Consider the following 16,289-nt stretch of genomic DNA (forward strand, 5'->3'; position numbering starts at 1 on the left):
GCTCGGGCTCAGGCCTGGGTGGCGAGGTAGCGGTCGTAGCCCTCGGCCTCGAGGCGGTCGGCCAGCTCGGGGCCACCCTCCTCGACGATCTTGCCGTCGACGAAGACGTGCACGAAGTCGGGCTTGATGTAGCGCAGGATGCGCGTGTAGTGCGTGATCAGCAGGACACCCACGTCGGTGCCCTCCTTGGCGCGGTTGACGCCCTCCGACACGATGCGCAGGGCATCGACGTCGAGACCGGAGTCGGTCTCGTCGAGGATCGCGATCTTCGGCCGGAGCAGCTCCATCTGGAGGATCTCGTGGCGCTTCTTCTCGCCACCGGAGAAGCCCTCGTTGACGTTGCGCTCGGCGAACGCGGGGTCCATGCGCAGGGCGTCCATCGATCCCTTGACGTCCTTGACCCAGGTGCGGAGCTTCGGCGCCTGGCCGTCGATCGCGGTCTTGGCGGTGCGCAGGAAGTTGCTCACCGTCACGCCGGGGACCTCGACCGGGTACTGCATCGCCAGGAACAGGCCTGCGCGGGCACGCTCGTCGACCTTCATCGCCAGCACGTCCTCGCCGTCGAGGGTCACGGTGCCACCGGTGACGGTGTACTTCGGGTGACCGGCGATCGAGTAGGCCAGCGTGGACTTGCCGGAGCCGTTGGGGCCCATGATGGCGTGCGTCTCACCCGACTTCACGGTGAGGTCGACGCCGCGCAGGATCTCCTTGGTGCCCTCCTCCACGTCGACGGTGACGGTCAGGCCGCGGATCTCAAGTGTTGCCATGGTGTTGGGGTTCCTCAATCTCTTTCGAACGTGCTGTCTGGAGGTGCAGCCGGTCAGGCGTTCAGCGGGGTCGTGCCGACGAAGACCTCGTCGTTCTCGACCCGCACCGGGTAGACGTTGATGGGGATGATTGCGGGCGGGCCGGACGGCTCGCCGGTACGGATGTCGAACCGCGAGCCGTGCAGCCAGCACTCCAACGTGCAGCCGTCGAGCTCACCCTCGGAGAGGGAGACGTTCGCGTGGCTGCAGGTGTCGTCCACCGCGTGGATGGAGCCGCTCTCGGTGCGGACGATCGCGACGATGGTGCCGTTGATGTCGGCGGCAGCCGCACCCTTCTCGGGCAGCTCGTCGACGCGGCAGACCCGCACGAACTCGCCGTCGTCGGTGACCAGCTCGGGAGCGGCGCTCACGCGACGTCCTCGGTGGCGATGCCGGGCACCGCGCCGAGCTCGGCGTCGATGACCTCCATCAGGTGCTCGGAGATCTCGGGCACGCCGATCCGCGCGACGATGCTCGCGAAGAAGCCGCGGACCACCAGGCGGCGGGCGACGTCCTCGGGGATGCCACGAGCCTGCAGGTAGAACAGCTGCTCGTCGTCGAATCGACCGGTGGCGGAAGCGTGTCCGGCGCCGACGATCTCGCCCGTCTCGATCTCGAGGTTGGGGATCGAGTCGGCGCGACCACCCTCGGTGAGGACCAGGTTGCGGTTGAGCTCGTAGGTGTCGGTGCCCTCGGCGCTGGCGCGGATGAGGACGTCGCCGACCCACACGGTGTGGGCGGTGTCGCCCTGCAGGGCGCCCTTGTACTCGACGTTCGAGTGGCAGTGCGGGGCCTCGTGGTCGACGAAGAGACGGTGCTCCTGGTGCTGCCCGGCGTCGGCGAAGTAGACGCCGAGGCCCTCGAACGACCCACCGGGTCCGGAGTAGCGCGCGTTCGTGGAGACCCGCACGATCTCGCCACCCAGCGTGACGGCGATGTGGCGCAGGTGGGCGTCGCGACCGATCAGCGCGTCGTTCTGCGAGACGTGGAGGGCGTCGTCGTCCCACTCCTGCACGGTCACGAAGGTGAGGTCGGCGCCGTCGCCGACCTTGATCTCGACGTTGGCGCCACACTCGGCGGAGCCGCGGTGCGTCAGCACCACGGTGGCCTTGCTGTGGTGACCGGCGTCGACGACGAGGTGGCCGTTGACCCGCGCGAGGTCGGTGGCCGTGATGGTGATGCGCACGGGCTCGCTGAGCTCGGCCTCGGCCGGGATGCTCACCAGCGTCGCCTGCGCCTCGCCGGCGAAGGCGACGACGGCCGCGCGGTCGGCGGGCACCAGCACGCCGGCGGACCGGGGGTCGACGTGCGACACGGACACCCCGGCCGGCGACTGCACGTCGACGGTCAGCTTGTCCTCGTCGGTCGGCGCGACCTGGAACAGCGACGCGAGCCGGTCGACCGGCGTGAAGCGCCACTCCTCCTCACGGCCGCCGGGCACGGCGAAGTCGTCCACGGCGTACGAGGTCTTGCGCTCGGCCCGCGACTGGTCGGGGACGAACGCCGCGACGGAGTCGGTGTGGGCGTCGTCGGTGGGCTTCTTCTGGGCCAGCAGGCTCATCGGGCGGGATCCTCGCGCAGCATCTGGGGGCAGGGGGTGGTGGACGGAGCGTGGGTGTCGATCAACCCACAGCCCCTTCCATCTGGAGCTCGATCAGGCGGTTCAGCTCGAGGGCGTACTCCATGGGCAGCTCACGCGCGATGGGCTCGACGAACCCGCGCACGATCATGGCCATGGCCTCCTCCTCGGTCATCCCGCGGGACATGAGGTAGAACATCTGGTCCTCGGACACCTTGGAGACGGTCGCCTCGTGGCCCATCGTCACGTCGTCCTCGCGGATGTCGACGTAGGGGTAGGTGTCGGAGCGGCTGATCGTGTCGACCAGCAGGGCGTCGCAGACGACGCTCGACCGGGAGCCGTGGGCACCCTCGAGGATCTGCACGAGACCCCGGTAGGACGTGCGGCCACCGCCACGTGCCACCGACTTGGAGACGATGGTGCTCGAGGTGTTGGGGGCCGCGTGGACCATCTTGGCGCCGGCGTCCTGGTGCTGGCCCTCGCCCGCGAACGCGATCGAGAGCGTCTCGCCCTTGGCGTGCTCGCCGAGGAGGAAGACGGCCGGGTACTTCATGGTGACCTTGGAGCCGATGTTGCCGTCGATCCACTCCATCGTCGCGCCCTCGGCAGCGGTCGCCCGCTTGGTGACGAGGTTGTAGACGTTGTTCGACCAGTTCTGGATGGTCGTGTAACGCACCCGGGCGTTCTTCTTCACGATGATCTCGACGACCGCGGAGTGCAGCGAGTCGGACTTGTAGATCGGCGCGGTGCAGCCCTCGACGTAGTGCACGTAGGAGCCCTCGTCGGCGATGATCAGGGTGCGCTCGAACTGGCCCATGTTCTCGGTGTTGATCCGGAAGTAGGCCTGCAGCGGGATGTCGACGTGGACACCCGGCGGCACGTAGATGAACGAGCCACCCGACCACACCGCCGTGTTCAGCGCGGCGAACTTGTTGTCACCGGCGGGGATCACCGACGCGAAGTACTCGCGGAACAGGTCCTCGTGCTCGCGCAGGCCGGTGTCGGTGTCGACGAAGATGACACCCTTCTCCTCCAGGTCCTCGCGGATCTGGTGGTAGACGACCTCCGACTCGTACTGCGCCGCGACACCGGAGACCAGGCGCTGCTTCTCCGCCTCGGGGATGCCGAGCCGGTCGTAGGTGTTCTTGATGTCCTCGGGCAGCTCGTCCCAGCTGGTCGCCTGCTTCTCGGTGGACTTCACGAAGTACTTGATGTTCTGGAAGTCGATGCCGGTGAGGTCGCTGCCCCAGTTGGGCATGGGCTTCTTGCCGAACAACCGCAGGGACTTCAGCCGCAGGTCGAGCATCCACTGGGGCTCGCTCTTGCGACCCGAGATGTCGCGCACGACGTCCTCGTTGAGGCCACGCTTGGCGGTCGCGCCAGCGGTGTCGCTGTCGGCCCAGCCGTACTCGTAGCGGCCCAGGTCCTTCAGACCCGGGTTCAGCTCCTCGATGTGGGTGCTCATCGCGTGGACGACCCTTCTGTTGATGGGGCAGGTGTTGATGGGGCAGGTGTTGATGTCGGTGCCGCGGGGGCGACGGGGTGCTTGCCGGTGGGGATGAACGTGGTGCACACGTGGTCGCCGTGGGCGAGTGTCGCGAGGCGCTGCACGTGCACGCCCAGCAACCGCGAGAACGCATCAGTCTCAGCGTCACAGATCTCGGGAAATTCCCGAGCGGCGTCCTGCACGGGGCAGTGCCCCTGGCAGAGCTGTATGCCGGTGAACGGGCTCGCGGAGCCCGGCTCGCCGACCGGTCGGGCCGAGGCGGCGAACCCGTCGCGGGTCAGGGCCGCGACGAGCGCGTCGACCCGCGCGGCCCGGTCGGTGCCTGCGGCAGCGAGCTGCGCGGCATACCGGGTCTCGAGCTCGGCGACGCGGCTCTCGGCAAAGCGGCGCACGGCCCCCTCACCGGCCTCCTGCGCGAGGAAGCGCAGGGCCTCGGTGGCCAGGTGGTCGTAGTCGGACTCCAGCGCGTGGTGGCCCGCGTCGCTGAGGACGAAGGACCGGGCCGGGCGGCCCCGGCCGCGGATGCCGGGGGCCGGCTCACGCTCGGTGATCAGGCCCGCCTCCTCGAGGTTCTCGAGGTGTCGCCGCACGGCCGGTGCGGTCAGGCCAAGGTCGTCCGCCAGCGTGGCCGCCGTGATCGGGCCCCGCTCGCTGATCGCCTGGAGCACCCGGTCGCGGGTGCGCGACTCGAGGACCAGCGGCGCGTCATGGGTCCGCGCAGCGGTCGCGCGGGGCGACACGGCAGCGGACTGGATATTCACAACACCGATGTTACGTAAATGCCCGCGCCCCTGCATAGCAAGGTCTACCTAACCTGCCAGCACCCCTCAGTCGAGCAGGCCGCGGTCGCGGGCCACCGCCACGGCCTCGCCCCGGCCGGTCACGCCCAGCTTGGCGATGATGTTGGAGACGTGCACGCTGGCGGTCTTCGCGCTGATGAACAGCTGCGTGCCGATCTGGCGGTTGCTGCGACCGAGCGCGACCAGCCCGAGGATCTCCGCCTCGCGGGCGGTCAGCGACTCACCCTGGCGCGAGGCGGCCTTCGCGGTGGAGCGCGCTCCCCCGCCCTGGCGGATCTCGGCCCGGAGGGGTTCGGCGCCCAGCCGCTGGGCGACCTCGAGGGCCGCGGTCAGCTCGGCCGACCCGCGCGGGTCGCCGACCGACTTGAGGAAGGCACCCAGGCGCGCCTTCGACCGAGCGGTCTCGTAGGGGTGGCCGTAGGCCTCGAACGCGTCGACCGCCGCCTGCCACGCCGTGACCAGCTGGTCACGGTCGACGTCGGCCCCGCCGAGCCACTGCAGGCGCAGCGCCTCCGCGGCGGCGCGGGCCAGCCAGGCCGTCGACTCGGGGCCGTCGTTGCCCGGTCGCGCCGTCGCGCGGTCCCACACCTGGGCCGCGGACTCGGCCAGCGCGGCCCCCCGCGCCAGCAGTGCGGGTCGCTGCGAGCTGGGCACGCGCTGGATGTGGCTGCCGAGCTGGCCGAGCAGGAGGGCGTCGAGGCGCAGCTGGCCCTGGAACAGCGGGTACCAGACCCGGGTCAGCACCTCGACGACCTCGTCGTGCACGGCGATGGCCCGGTCGAGGTCGTCGGCGTGGCCGTGCAGGTCGATCGCGGCGCTGCCGGCCAGCAGGGGGACCAGCCCCTCGCTCTCCCACCAGGGACGGGACACCTCGTAGCCCGAGACCGCGGAGTAGTCGCCCTGGGCCGCCGCGACGTACATGCGGGCCCCCATCAGCAGGGAGCGGGCCGGCTCGGGCGGGACCTCGTGGGACACGTCGAGGATGTCGAGCGCCTCGGGCCAGCGCCCCCGCTCATAGGCGGCGATGCCGGCCAGCAGCCGCCCGTCGAAGGCGTAGGGAGCCCAGGGACGCCCCGCTCCCCTGGCCCGCTCGACCCCGCGTCGGTAGACGTCGACCGCCTCGTCGAGGCGCCCGGCGCGGTGGTGCAGCCAGCCGAGGTGGTGGTAGGCCCGGACCTCGGCCGGGTCACCGGGCGCCCGCGACTCGGCGATGATCCGCTCGAGGCTGCGGCGCGAGGTCTCCGGGTCGCCGGCGCGCTCGAGGATGCGTGCCTCGACGACCCGCACCTCGTCGGCCACGTCGCGCAGCCCCGCCGCCTGGGCAGCGGCCACTGACTCCTCCACCCCGGCGAGGGCCTCACCGTCGCGACCGCGGTCGGCCAGGGCCTGCACCTTGGCGGCCAGCAGCCTGGCCCGGGTCTGGGGGTGGTCGACGTCAGCCGCGTCGAGCAGCGCCAACCCTTCCTTGGTGGCGGCCAGGGTGTCGACCGTGCTCTCGGTGATGCGGGCCGTGGTGGCCAGCGCTGCCAGCAGCTCGGCACGACCGGCCGGGTCGGACCCGGCCGCGCGTCGCGCGAGGCGGTCCTCGATCAGCTCGAGGGCCTTGAGCGCCTGGCCCACGGCGGTCGCCGCCGTCGCGGCCCGCAGGGTGACGGCGTCGACGTCGGCATCGGTCTCGGACATCAGGGCCAGGGCGTTCTTGAAGTGGCGGAAGGCCTCCTCCGGACCGGCCATCCGCATCGCGGACTCGCCGGCCTGGACGCTGGCCCCCCGAGCCTGCTCGCGCAGCCCGGCCGCCGTCGCGTGCCGGGCCAGCTCGGCCCAGGTGCCGAGCGTCCGGTCGTCGGCCAGCGCCGCGGCATACCGCTCGTGGGCGCGGACCCGCTCACCGGGCAGCAGGTCGTCGTAGACCGTCTCGCCCAGCAGCGCGTGACGGAAGGCGTAGCCACCGCTGTCGGTGGGGACGAGGACGTGGTGCTCGACGGCGTCGCGCAGCCCCGCGTCGAGCTCGGCCTCGCCGAGCGCGGCCACCGCCGCGAGCAGCCGGTGGGACACGTGGCGCCCCGCGGCGGAGGCGATCCGGACGACGTGCTGACCCGCTGTGTCGAGCTGGTCGAAGCGCACGAGCAGCAGGCGCGACAGGTCCTCGGCCAGCCCGGAGCCGCCCAGTGCCGTCGCCGCGACCAGCTCCTCGGCGAAGAACGCGTTGCCCTCGGCGCGCGCGACCACCTCGCGCACCTGGGCCTCGGGCAGTGGCTGGGGCTGCAGGCCGCGCACGAGCTCGCGCACCGCCCGGTCGGGCAGCGGCGCGAGGTCGAGGCGCTCGACGTCACCGAGGCGGGCCCAGTGGGCCAGCGTGGCGCGGAGCGGGTGGCGCCGGTGGAGGTCGTCACTGCGGTAGGAGGCGACGATGCTGACGCGGCGCGAGAAGCCGCGGGTGAAGAGCAGGGTGAGCAGGTCACGGGAGGACTGGTCGGCCCAGTGCACGTCCTCGACGACCAGCAGCAGCGGGGCGTCGGTGGCGAGGTCGTCGAGTGCGGCGTGGACCGCCTCGATGAGGTCGCTGCGGTCGACCACCTCGTCGGCGGGGTCGTCGGGGTTCGGCTCCCGGCGCCGCGACGGCACCAGCCGGGTGAGCCCGGGGTGCGCCGCCAGGACCCGGTCGAGCCGCTCCGGAGTCGTGCTCTCGAGCCGTCCGAGGACCTCGATGAAGGGCAGGTAGGGCAGCGCCTGACCGGCCTCGCCCAGGCAGTGCCCGATGAGCACCGACCACCCGGCCTCGCGGGCGCGGCCGGCGACCTCGGCCAGGATGCGGGTCTTGCCGATGCCGGCGTCCCCGGACAGCAGCACCAGTCCGGTGCCGTCGGGGGCGGCGTCGGCGCCCCCGTCGCCGCCGGAGACCCCCAGCAGTCGCGCGAGCTGGGCCGCTTCGTCGTCACGTCCGACGAACAACCCGGCTGCCGAACGCTCGAGACCCACGACCCTGATTATGTCGGAGTGGTCCGACACGGTGTCGTGGGTCTCGGCCTGCCGAGCGGTCGCCATCGGCGCGTCGAGCGCGGTCGCCATCGGGGCGGCCGGCTCAGGCGACGCGAGCCGCGTGCTGACGGGCGACGTGCCGTCCGTGCCGGTGCGGGTGGCGCATCCGCTGGATCGCGGTGCGGATCGCGTGCCCGTGGTGCCGGGCCGACGAGGCGTGGGCCAGTCCGGCCGAGAGGTTCTCGGTGCGCCACTGGACCTCGGCGGCGACGAACAGCGGGTCTGCGGTGATGCTCATGGTCTGCTCCTTCGTGGTCGGGAGACTCTGGGCGTCTCTCGTGGTGGTGTCTCAAACCTGACGGCCTGAGGTGGGCGCCCACATCGGGCGAGTGCCTTATCTGCGTGCCGCTGCCCTGCGGGGGGCCTTAGACGGGACGCGGGGTGTGTCGGGTCAGCTGTCCGAGCGGTCGCGGCAGGTGCCAGTGGAAGCGGGGGCGGTGGCCCCGAGCCGGCCGGCCGGAGTGGCGGCCGGCGAGGTTCGCGCCGGAGAGGCTCTCCTGCTTCCACTGCTGCTCGGCGAGGACGATGTAGGGGTGTGCGGTGAGGCTCATGGCGCTGCTCCTTCGTGCGGCTCTGGTCGGGTCGTGCGGATGGCTCCACGGTTCGCCCCTGAGGTACCCGGTGACATGGGGAAGTCGCCCATACCTGCCACTACGCCGGTCCGTCTGAGGCCCCCGGGCCCGCGGGCGGAGGGGCCCCGGCAGCGACCTACACTCAGTGCGTGCCACCCGCCGTCCTCGTCTCCGGTCTCGTCAAGCGCTACGGCGGTGTGGTCGCCCTCGACGGCGCCACGTGGCAGGCCTCGGCCGGTGAGGTCACCGCCGTCCTCGGGCCCAACGGCGCCGGCAAGACGACGATGGTCGAGTGCTGCGAGGGACTGCGGCGCCCGGACGGTGGCGAGGTGCGGGTCCTGGGCACCGATCCCTGGAACGCCTCCCCGGAGCACCGCGCCCGGGTCGGCGTGATGCTCCAGGACGGTGGCCTCCCCGCGTCCGCGCGTCCCCTCCGCCTGTTGCGCCACCTCAGCGCGATGTATGCCGCCCCCGCGCCCCTCGACCCGCTCGTGCAGCGGCTCGGGATCGACCGGTTCGCCGACACGACGGTGCGGCGGTTGTCCGGCGGCCAGCGCCAACGGGTGGCGCTCGCGGCCGCCCTGGTGGGTCGACCCGAGGTGGCCTTCCTCGACGAGCCCAGCGCCGGTCTCGACCCGCACGCGCGGCTCGACGTCTGGGAGCTGGTGCGGTCGCTGGCCGACGACGGGATCGCGGTCGTGCTGACCACCCACTCGTTCGAGGAGGCCGAGCGACTGGCCGACCACATCGTCGTCGTGGCGGGGGGTGCGGTCGTGGCCGAGGGCTCCCTCGCCGAGGTCACCGGCGGCGCCCGGCTCGAGGACCGCTACTTCGCACTCACCCGCGGGTCCGTCGCATGACGACCGTCGACCCAGCCGCGCCCTCGGCGGGCCCGGCGTCCCCCGCGGCCCGCGTGCTCGCCCAGGCCCGGTTCGAGGCGACGACCCTGCTGCGCAACGGCGAACAGCTCCTCGTCGCCGTCCTGCTCCCCGCTGCCGTCCTGGTGGGCCTGGTGCACGCGAGGTCGATCTCGCTGGGCGACGGGCGTCGCGTCGACCTCGCGGTGCCCGGGGTCCTGGCCCTCTGCGTCATCTCGTCGGCGTTCACCGGACAGGCCATCTCGACCGGGTTCGACCGTCGCTACGGCGTCCTGCGGCTGCTCGGTGTCACGCCGCTGGGCCGCACGGGACTGGTGCTGGCCAAGGCGGTGGCGGTGTTGGCGGTCATCGCGGTGCAGGTCGCGCTGATCGGCGCGCTCGGGGCGGTGCTCGGCTGGGAGCCGGCGCTGCGCGGCATACCCGCTGCCGTCGTCGCCCTCGTCCTCGGGACGTGGGCCTTCACGGCCCTGGCCCTGCTGCTGGGTGGCACCCTGCGCGCCGAGGGCGTGCTCGCCGTCGCCAACCTGGTCTGGGTCGCCCTCCTCGGTCTGGGCGGAGTGGTCGTCGCCGGCACCGAGCTGCCCGACGGGTTCGCGGCCGTCCTGACCGTGCTGCCGTCGGCGGCCCTCGGCGACAGCCTGCGGGCGGCCCTGGTCGACGGCCAGGCCGCACCGGGGGCGTGGCTCGTCCTGCTCGGCTGGGCAGTCGGGGCGACGCTGCTCGCCCGCCGCTTCTTCCGCTGGGGCGACTGACCCGGCTCCCGGGCACTGGCCCAGCAGGCGGTCGCCGCGACGGCCAGGCCGGTCACGAGCCAGCCGGGCCGGGCCGTCAGCGCCGCGACCGCGAACAACGCCGCGTAGCCGACCGCGACCCCCACTCGCCACGTGTTCGTCACCATGGGTCAAGTCAGCCAGCCCGCCGGCGCCTGCACCATGAGGGGACTCCCCCAACCGCGTCAGGGTCCACCCTGAGCCGTACCCTCGTGGCGTGACCGCAGCACCCGTCCCGACGTCAGCCGCCGCCGTCGCAGAGCCCACCACCGGCGCCGTCTGGCTGCCGAGGGTCCTGCTGGCCAACCTGGTCGTCGAGGTCCTCATCGTCGTGACCGGTGGACTGGTCAGGCTGACCGGCAGCGGGCTCGGGTGCCCCAGCTGGCCGGAGTGCGTGCCCGGGTCCTACACCCCGGTCCCCCACCAGGCCGAGGGCTGGCACCGCTACATCGAGTTCGGCAACCGCACCCTCACCAGCGTGGTGAGCATCGCCGCCATCGCGACCGTGTATGCGGTGTGGCGCTGGGCCGCCGGCCGCCGCGACCTGCTCGTCCCCGCCGTCGGCGTGCTCGTCGGAGTGGGAGTGCAGGCAGTGCTCGGGGGCATCACGGTCCGCACCGGGCTCAACCCGGTCACCGTGGCGGCGCACTTCCTGGTGTCGATGTGCCTCGTCGCCACGGCGGCCTACCTGGTCTTCCGCGCCCCCGAGCCGGCCGGTCCGCGGCCGCTGGCCGTGCACCCCCTCGTCGAGCGTCTGGGCTGGGCCACCTGCGCGGTGGCCGCCGTCGTCCTGCTGCTCGGCACGGTGGTCACCGGTTCGGGCCCGCACTCGGGCGACGCCGACGAACCGGCCAGGTTCGGCTTCGACCCGCGCACCATCTCGTGGCTGCACGCCGACGCCGTGATGCTCTTCCTGGGGCTCGTGGTCGCGGTCTGGGTCGCCAGCCGGGTCACGACCGAGGCGACCCTCCCCGGCCGGGCCTGGGCGGCGGTGCTGGTCGTGACCCTCGCGCAAGGCGTCGTGGGCTACACGCAGTACCTCACCGGCCTGCCGTGGGTCGTCGTGCTGGTGCACATGCTGCTCGCCACCCTGCTCGTCGTCGCGCTGACGCGCGCCATGGTGCGGCTGCGCACCACTCCCTGAATTTCAACAAGCCCTCTTGTGCAACTCGATTTGTACAACTAGCCTTGTGCACATGGAGCCCGCCCGACGACCCGGCATCCGCACCGTCACCGACGCCAAGGCCCTCTCCGCGATGGCCAACCCGTTCCGCTCCAGGATGATGGACGCCCTCAAGGTGGACGGCCCGTCCACCGCCTCCGCCCTCGCCGCGCGCACCGGCCAGGCGGTCGGCAGCGCGAGCCACCACCTCAAGGTGCTGCACGAGGCCGGGCTGGTGGAGGAGGCCCCCGAGCTTGCCAAGGACCGCCGCGAACGCTGGTGGCGCCTCGTCGACGCCGGCACCAGGTGGTCGCGAGCCGACTTCGCCGACGACACCGCGGCGGTCACCGCGGCCTACGCGGCGGAGGCGCTCGCCCTCCAACGGCAGTTCGAGCGCACCCAGGAGTGGAATGCGAACGCGTCGTCGGTCCCGGAGTGGGACGCGGCCGCGTTCGCCACCCAGAACTGGCTGCGGCTCTCGCCGGACGAGCTCACCGACCTGGCCAACGAGGTCGTCGACGTGCTGATGCGCTGGTCCAGCCGACCGGTGCCGGACGACGGCGTGGAACGCGAGCCCGTGCTGGTCTTCGCCCGAGGGTTCCCGGCCCAGCCATGACCGCCCACACCGCACCGGTTGCCCCGCCTCCCCCACTGGCCCGCAACCGGAACTTCGGCCTGCTCTGGTTCGGCGAGGGCGTCAGCGTTCTCGGCAACGCCACCACGTCGGTGCTGCTCCCGCTCCTCGCCGTGGTCGGCTTCGACGCCGGCGCCGGCTGGATGGGCGCCCTCACGGCCGCAGCCTGGGTACCGTGGCTGCTCATCGGGCTGCCTGCCGGGGCCTGGGTCGACCGCCTCCCGGCTCGCCGCGTCATGGTCGTGAGCGACCTGGCTGCCGCCCTGACCTTCGCGAGCGTGCCGGTCGCCTGGCTCCTGGACGTCCTCACCCTCCCCCACCTCGCGGTCGCCGCGTTCTGCAACGGCGTGTGCACCGTGTTCTTCCGCGCGGCCTACCCCGCGCTCGTGCGCCAGGTGGCTCCGCGCGAGCAGCAGGAGCCGGCCTTCGCGCTGTTGTTCGGCACCGAGTCGGCCATGCAGGTCGCGGGGCCCGGCGTCGGCGGGCTGCTCGCGCAGGCGGTCTCGGCGGCCGGAGGGCTGCTCGTCGACGCGGTCAGCTTCCTCGTGTCCGCGGTCTGCCTGTGGCGGCTGAAGCTCCCCGACGCAGACCCGCAGCCGGCCGAGGGTGCCGAGCCGGCCTCCCTGGGCCAGCGGATCCGGGAGGGGGTCGACTACATCCGGCACGACCGGATCCTGCGCTTCTTCACGGTGCTGGGTGGCCTCAGCAACTTCGGCCTGACCGGCTACGCCGCCCTCCTCGTCCTGTTCCTGGTCCGGGAGGTGCACCTCGGCTCCGGCGGGGTCGGGCTCGTGATGGCCGTGGGCTCACTGGGCGGCGTCATCGGGGCGACCATCGCCACCCGGGTGTCGCAGTGGCTCGGGTCGGCCCGCGCCCTGCTCGCCCTCCAGGTCCTGGCCGGACCGCCGGCCCTGCTGGTGCCGCTCGGGGCACCGGGCGGCGGGCTGGTCGCCATGGTGGCGGGCATGCTCCTGGTGGGAACCGGGGTCGTCGCCGGCAACGTCGTGCGGGGCGCATGGCGCAACCGCTACGTCCCCGAGCACATGGTCGCCAGGCAGGTCACGACGGCCCAGGTGGTCAACCTCGGGACCATGCCGCTGGCCGGCATCGCGGCCGGCGCGATGGGCAGCACCCTCGGCCTGCGACCCACGATCGCGGTGATGGCGGCCATCCACGTGGTGGCGTGCATGTCGATGTTCTGGAGCCCGCTGCGCGGACTGCGGGACATGCCCGTGGCGGCGGACGCCGGGGTCAGCGCGAGATGACGGGCAGGTAGACCAGGGGGTCGATCGCGACCCCCAGGAACAGGATCCCGACGTAGGTGATGGAGAAGTGGAACAGGCGCATCGGCCGCAGCACCTTGGGGCCGGCACCGGTGCGCGCGGCCCGGTGGAGGCGGTGGGCCTCGGCGAGGAACAGCCCGCCGGTGACGACGGCCGTGCCGAGGTAGACCCAGCCCATCGGGTTGACCCAGACCAGCGCCAGTGAGGCGATCACCATCGCCCAGGAGTAGGCCACGATCTGTCGTGCGACGACGACGAACTCCTCGACCACCGGCAGCATCGGCACGTGGGCTGCCGCGTAGTCGTCCTTGAACTTCATCGACAGCGGCCAGTAGTGCGGCGGCGTCCAGAAGAAGATCACGAGGAAGAGCATGACGGCCGACCAGGACAGCGAGTCGGTGACCGCGGACCAGCCGATGAGGACGGGCATGCACCCGGCGGCGCCACCCCACACGATGTTCTGCGCGGTGCGGCGCTTCAGGATCATGGTGTAGCCCACGGCGTACATGACGATCGCCCCGAGCGAGAGGGCCGCGGAGAGCCAGTTGGTGAACACCGCGAACCACACCGTCGAGGCCACCGTCAGGACGACCCCGAAGACGAGACCCGCGCGCGGGCTGATCTCACCGGTGACCATCGGCCGGTTGCTCGTGCGGTGCATCTCGGCGTCGATGTCACGGTCGTAGACACAGTTGAACGTGTTGGCCGCGCCGGCGCTCAGCGCGCCACCGACCAGCGTCGCCACGATCAGCCAGAGCGACGGAATCCCCTTGTGCGCCAAGAACATCACCGGGATCGTCGTCACGAGCAGCAGCTCGATGATCCTGGGCTTGGTGAGGGCGAGGTATGCCGCGGCCCTGCTACGGCTCCCGGGGGTCGGGGACGCGGAGATCCGGGCAGACGGATCGAGTGCGGTCACGGCGTCCTTCACGGGTGGTGCTGGGGCGGGCGGGATGGAGCGGCGGCCAGTCTATCCCCGGCCGCGACCCGTCTGGTGGACGGGACTGGATGCGACGCCGGTCACCCTCGGGACTAGTCTCGGAGCGTTGCCGTGCGACGCCTGTTCAGCTCAGTGTGAGGAGATCCATCCGTGCCCACCACGACCCGCTCCGCCAAGTCAACGCCAGCGCGGAAACGCAGCACCTCGCTGCGTCCGCCGGTGGCGCGCAAGGCCGGTTGGACCGACCTCGACGTCCGCGCCGTGGACACCGTCCGGGTGCTCGCCGCCGACGCCGTGCAGAAGGTCGGCAACGGCCACCCCGGCACGGCGATGAGCCTGGCTCCCGCGGCATACCTGCTCTACCAGAACGTCATGCGTCACGACCCCTCCGACTCCCACTGGCTGGGTCGCGACCGGTTCGTGCTGTCCTGCGGCCACTCGAGCCTCACCCAGTACATCCAGCTCTACCTGTCCGGCTACGGCCTCGAGCTCGACGACCTCAAGGCGCTGCGTACGTGGGGCTCGCTGACCCCGGGGCACCCCGAGGTCCACCACACCAACGGCGTCGAGATCACCACCGGTCCACTGGGCTCGGGTCTGGCCTCCGCGGTCGGCATGGCGATGGCCCAGCGGCGCCAGCGCGGCCTGTTCGACCCCGACGCCAAGCCGGGCACCAGCCCGTTCGACCACCACATCTGGGTGCTCGCCTCGGATGGCGACATCATGGAAGGTGTCTCGCACGAGGCCTCCGCGCTGGCCGGTCACCAGGAGCTGGGCAACCTCACGGTCATCTACGACCAGAACACCATCTCGATCGAGGACAAGACCGAGATCTCGTTCTCCGAGGACGTGGCCAAGCGCTACGAGGCCTACGGGTGGAACGTCGTCACCATCGACTGGCGCGGCGACGGCACGAGCGGTGGCTACGTCGAGAACGTGGACCAGCTGCTGGCCGCCCTCGACAAGAGCCGGAGCTCACGCAAGCCCACCTTCGTGGTCCTCCGCACGATCATCGCCTGGCCCGCACCCACCAAGCAGGACACCGGCAAGTCGCACGGCTCGGCCCTGGGCGACGCCGAGATCGAGGCCACCAAGGAGCTCCTCGGCTTCGACCCCGCGAAGACCTTCGAGGTCCCGCGGACGCTGCTCTCCCACACCCGCAAGGTCGTGGCGCGGGGCAAGGCCGCCCACAAGGCCTGGGACAAGACGTATGCCGCGTGGCGCAAGGCCCAGCCGGAGCGCGCCGCGCTGCTCGACCGGCTCGTCGCCGGGAAGCTCCCCGATGGGCTCGACAAGGCCGTGCCGACCTTCGCCGCGGACGCCAAGGGCATCGCGACCCGCGCGGCCTCGGGCAAGGTGCTCGGCGCCCTCGCCGACGTCGCCCCGGAGCTGTGGGGCGGCTCGGCCGACCTCGCCGAGTCCAACAACACGACCATGGAGGGCGAGCCCTCCTTCATCCCGAAGTCCAAGCAGACCCGCGAGTGGTCGGGCGGTCCCTACGGTCGCACCCTCCACTTCGGCATCCGCGAGTTCGGGATGGGCCTGATCCTCAACGGCATCGCGCTCGAGGGGCTGACCCGCCCCTACGGCGGCACGTTCCTCGTGTTCTCCGACTACATGCGCCCGGCCGTGCGCCTCGCCGCCATCCAGCAGGCGCCGGTGACGTTCGTGTGGACGCACGACTCCATCGGCCTCGGCGAGGACGGGCCGACGCACCAGCCGATCGAGCACCTCGCCGCACTGCGGGCGATCCCGTCGTTCGACGTGGTCCGGCCGGCCGATGCCAACGAGACCGGGGCGGCCTGGCTGGCCATCCTGCGCAACCGGCGGCCGGCCGGCCTGGCGCTCAGCCGCCAGAACCTGCCCATCGTCGACCGCTCCGGCGCCAACGGCGCAGGCAAGGTCAGCGGTGTCGCCAAGGGCGCGTACGTCCTCTACGACTCCAGCAAGGCGACGCCCGACGTCATCCTCGTGGCCACCGGCTCCGAGGTGCAGCTCGCCGTCGAGGCGCGCGAGACGCTCGAGAAGGCGGGCATCGCGACCCGCGTGGTCTCGATGCCGTGCCGTGAGTGGTTTGACGAGCAGACCCCCGGGTACCGGGAGAAGGTGCTGCCCGCCGCGGTCAAGGCCCGGGTCTCGATCGAGGCCGGGGTGCCCCAGGGCTGGCGAGACATCGTCGGCGACGCCGGCGAGATCATCGCGATCGACCACTTCGGCGCGTCCGCCGACGCCGCCACCCTGTTCCGCGAGTTCGGATTCACCGCAGCGGCCGTCGTCGCCGCCGCAAAGAAGTCCCTCAAGACCGTCAAGGGAAAGTGA

15 protein-coding genes are annotated in these 16,289 nt (G+C 72.0%); 6 read left to right on the plus strand and 9 right to left on the minus strand.

Going from position 1 to position 16,289, the window contains the following annotated elements; all coding sequences use genetic code 11:
- Window positions 1-8: 8 nt before the first annotated feature.
- The 8 genes from sufC to ABD262_RS07430 form a co-directional block, all read right to left on the minus strand.
- Window positions 9-767 carry a Fe-S cluster assembly ATPase SufC gene (gene sufC, locus ABD262_RS07395; protein WP_344133379.1) on the minus strand — a complete coding sequence of 253 codons (759 nt, stop codon included), beginning with the start codon at window positions 765-767 and terminating at the stop codon, window positions 9-11.
- 53 nt (window positions 768-820) lie between these two features.
- Window positions 821-1,177, minus strand: a complete 357-nt coding sequence (locus ABD262_RS07400) for a non-heme iron oxygenase ferredoxin subunit (protein ID WP_344133382.1) — start codon at window positions 1,175-1,177, stop codon at window positions 821-823.
- Window positions 1,174-2,367: a Fe-S cluster assembly protein SufD gene (gene sufD / locus ABD262_RS07405; RefSeq protein ID WP_344133385.1), complete on the minus strand. Its 1,194-nt coding sequence runs from the start codon at window positions 2,365-2,367 to the stop codon at window positions 1,174-1,176. Before sufD ends, ABD262_RS07400 begins: the two co-directional genes overlap by 4 nt.
- A 61-nt stretch (window positions 2,368-2,428) precedes the next feature.
- The gene (sufB, locus tag ABD262_RS07410) at window positions 2,429-3,850 is read right to left on the minus strand and encodes a Fe-S cluster assembly protein SufB (protein WP_344133388.1); all 1,422 of its coding nucleotides are present in this window, start codon (window positions 3,848-3,850) and stop codon (window positions 2,429-2,431) included.
- Window positions 3,847-4,653, minus strand: a complete 807-nt coding sequence (locus tag ABD262_RS07415) for a helix-turn-helix transcriptional regulator (RefSeq protein WP_344133391.1) — start codon at window positions 4,651-4,653, stop codon at window positions 3,847-3,849. The genes sufB and ABD262_RS07415 overlap by 4 nt, the downstream gene beginning before the upstream one ends.
- Window positions 4,654-4,719: 66 nt before the next feature.
- Complete coding sequence (locus tag ABD262_RS07420; RefSeq protein WP_344133394.1) at window positions 4,720-7,761, minus strand: helix-turn-helix transcriptional regulator; 3,042 nt, start codon at window positions 7,759-7,761, stop codon at window positions 4,720-4,722.
- Between the two features lie 13 nt (window positions 7,762-7,774).
- Complete coding sequence (locus ABD262_RS07425; RefSeq protein WP_344133397.1) at window positions 7,775-7,969, minus strand: hypothetical protein; 195 nt, start codon at window positions 7,967-7,969, stop codon at window positions 7,775-7,777.
- Between the two features lie 127 nt (window positions 7,970-8,096).
- Complete coding sequence (locus ABD262_RS07430) at window positions 8,097-8,282, minus strand: hypothetical protein (RefSeq protein WP_344133400.1); 186 nt, start codon at window positions 8,280-8,282, stop codon at window positions 8,097-8,099.
- A 170-nt stretch (window positions 8,283-8,452) separates the two neighbouring features.
- On the opposite strand from ABD262_RS07430, the gene ABD262_RS07435 reads away from it, so the two are divergent.
- The 5 genes from ABD262_RS07435 to ABD262_RS07455 all read left to right on the plus strand — a co-directional run bounded on the left by ABD262_RS07435 (window position 8,453) and on the right by ABD262_RS07455 (window position 13,012).
- Window positions 8,453-9,163, plus strand: coding sequence for an ABC transporter ATP-binding protein (locus tag ABD262_RS07435; RefSeq protein WP_344133403.1), 711 nt, complete (start codon window positions 8,453-8,455; stop codon window positions 9,161-9,163).
- On the plus strand, window positions 9,160-9,933 hold the full coding sequence (locus ABD262_RS07440) for an ABC transporter permease (RefSeq protein WP_344133405.1): 774 nt from the start codon (window positions 9,160-9,162) through the stop codon (window positions 9,931-9,933). Before ABD262_RS07435 ends, ABD262_RS07440 begins: the two co-directional genes overlap by 4 nt.
- A 235-nt stretch (window positions 9,934-10,168) precedes the next feature.
- Entirely contained in the window at window positions 10,169-11,095 is a 927-nt protein-coding gene (locus ABD262_RS07445) for a COX15/CtaA family protein (RefSeq protein WP_344133407.1), read from the plus strand.
- Between the two features lie 52 nt (window positions 11,096-11,147).
- Window positions 11,148-11,729, plus strand: coding sequence for an ArsR/SmtB family transcription factor (locus ABD262_RS07450; RefSeq protein WP_344133410.1), 582 nt, complete (start codon window positions 11,148-11,150; stop codon window positions 11,727-11,729).
- Window positions 11,726-13,012 (plus strand): MFS transporter, encoded by a 1,287-nt coding sequence (locus ABD262_RS07455; RefSeq protein ID WP_344133413.1) that lies wholly within the window; start codon window positions 11,726-11,728, stop codon window positions 13,010-13,012. Before ABD262_RS07450 ends, ABD262_RS07455 begins: the two co-directional genes overlap by 4 nt.
- On the opposite strand, the gene ABD262_RS07460 is transcribed toward ABD262_RS07455, so the two are convergent.
- Window positions 12,999-13,949 carry a heme o synthase gene (locus ABD262_RS07460; RefSeq protein WP_425564810.1) on the minus strand — a complete coding sequence of 317 codons (951 nt, stop codon included), beginning with the start codon at window positions 13,947-13,949 and terminating at the stop codon, window positions 12,999-13,001. The two genes, ABD262_RS07455 and ABD262_RS07460, sit on opposite strands and share 14 nt — an antisense overlap.
- A gap of 171 nt (window positions 13,950-14,120) precedes the next feature.
- Between ABD262_RS07460 and tkt the strand changes: the two genes are divergently transcribed.
- Window positions 14,121-16,289, plus strand: a complete 2,169-nt coding sequence (gene tkt, locus ABD262_RS07465; protein ID WP_344133416.1) for a transketolase — start codon at window positions 14,121-14,123, stop codon at window positions 16,287-16,289.

The organism is Pedococcus bigeumensis (assembly GCF_039531795.1).
Taxonomy (GTDB): Bacteria; Actinomycetota; Actinomycetes; order Actinomycetales; family Dermatophilaceae; genus Pedococcus; species Pedococcus bigeumensis.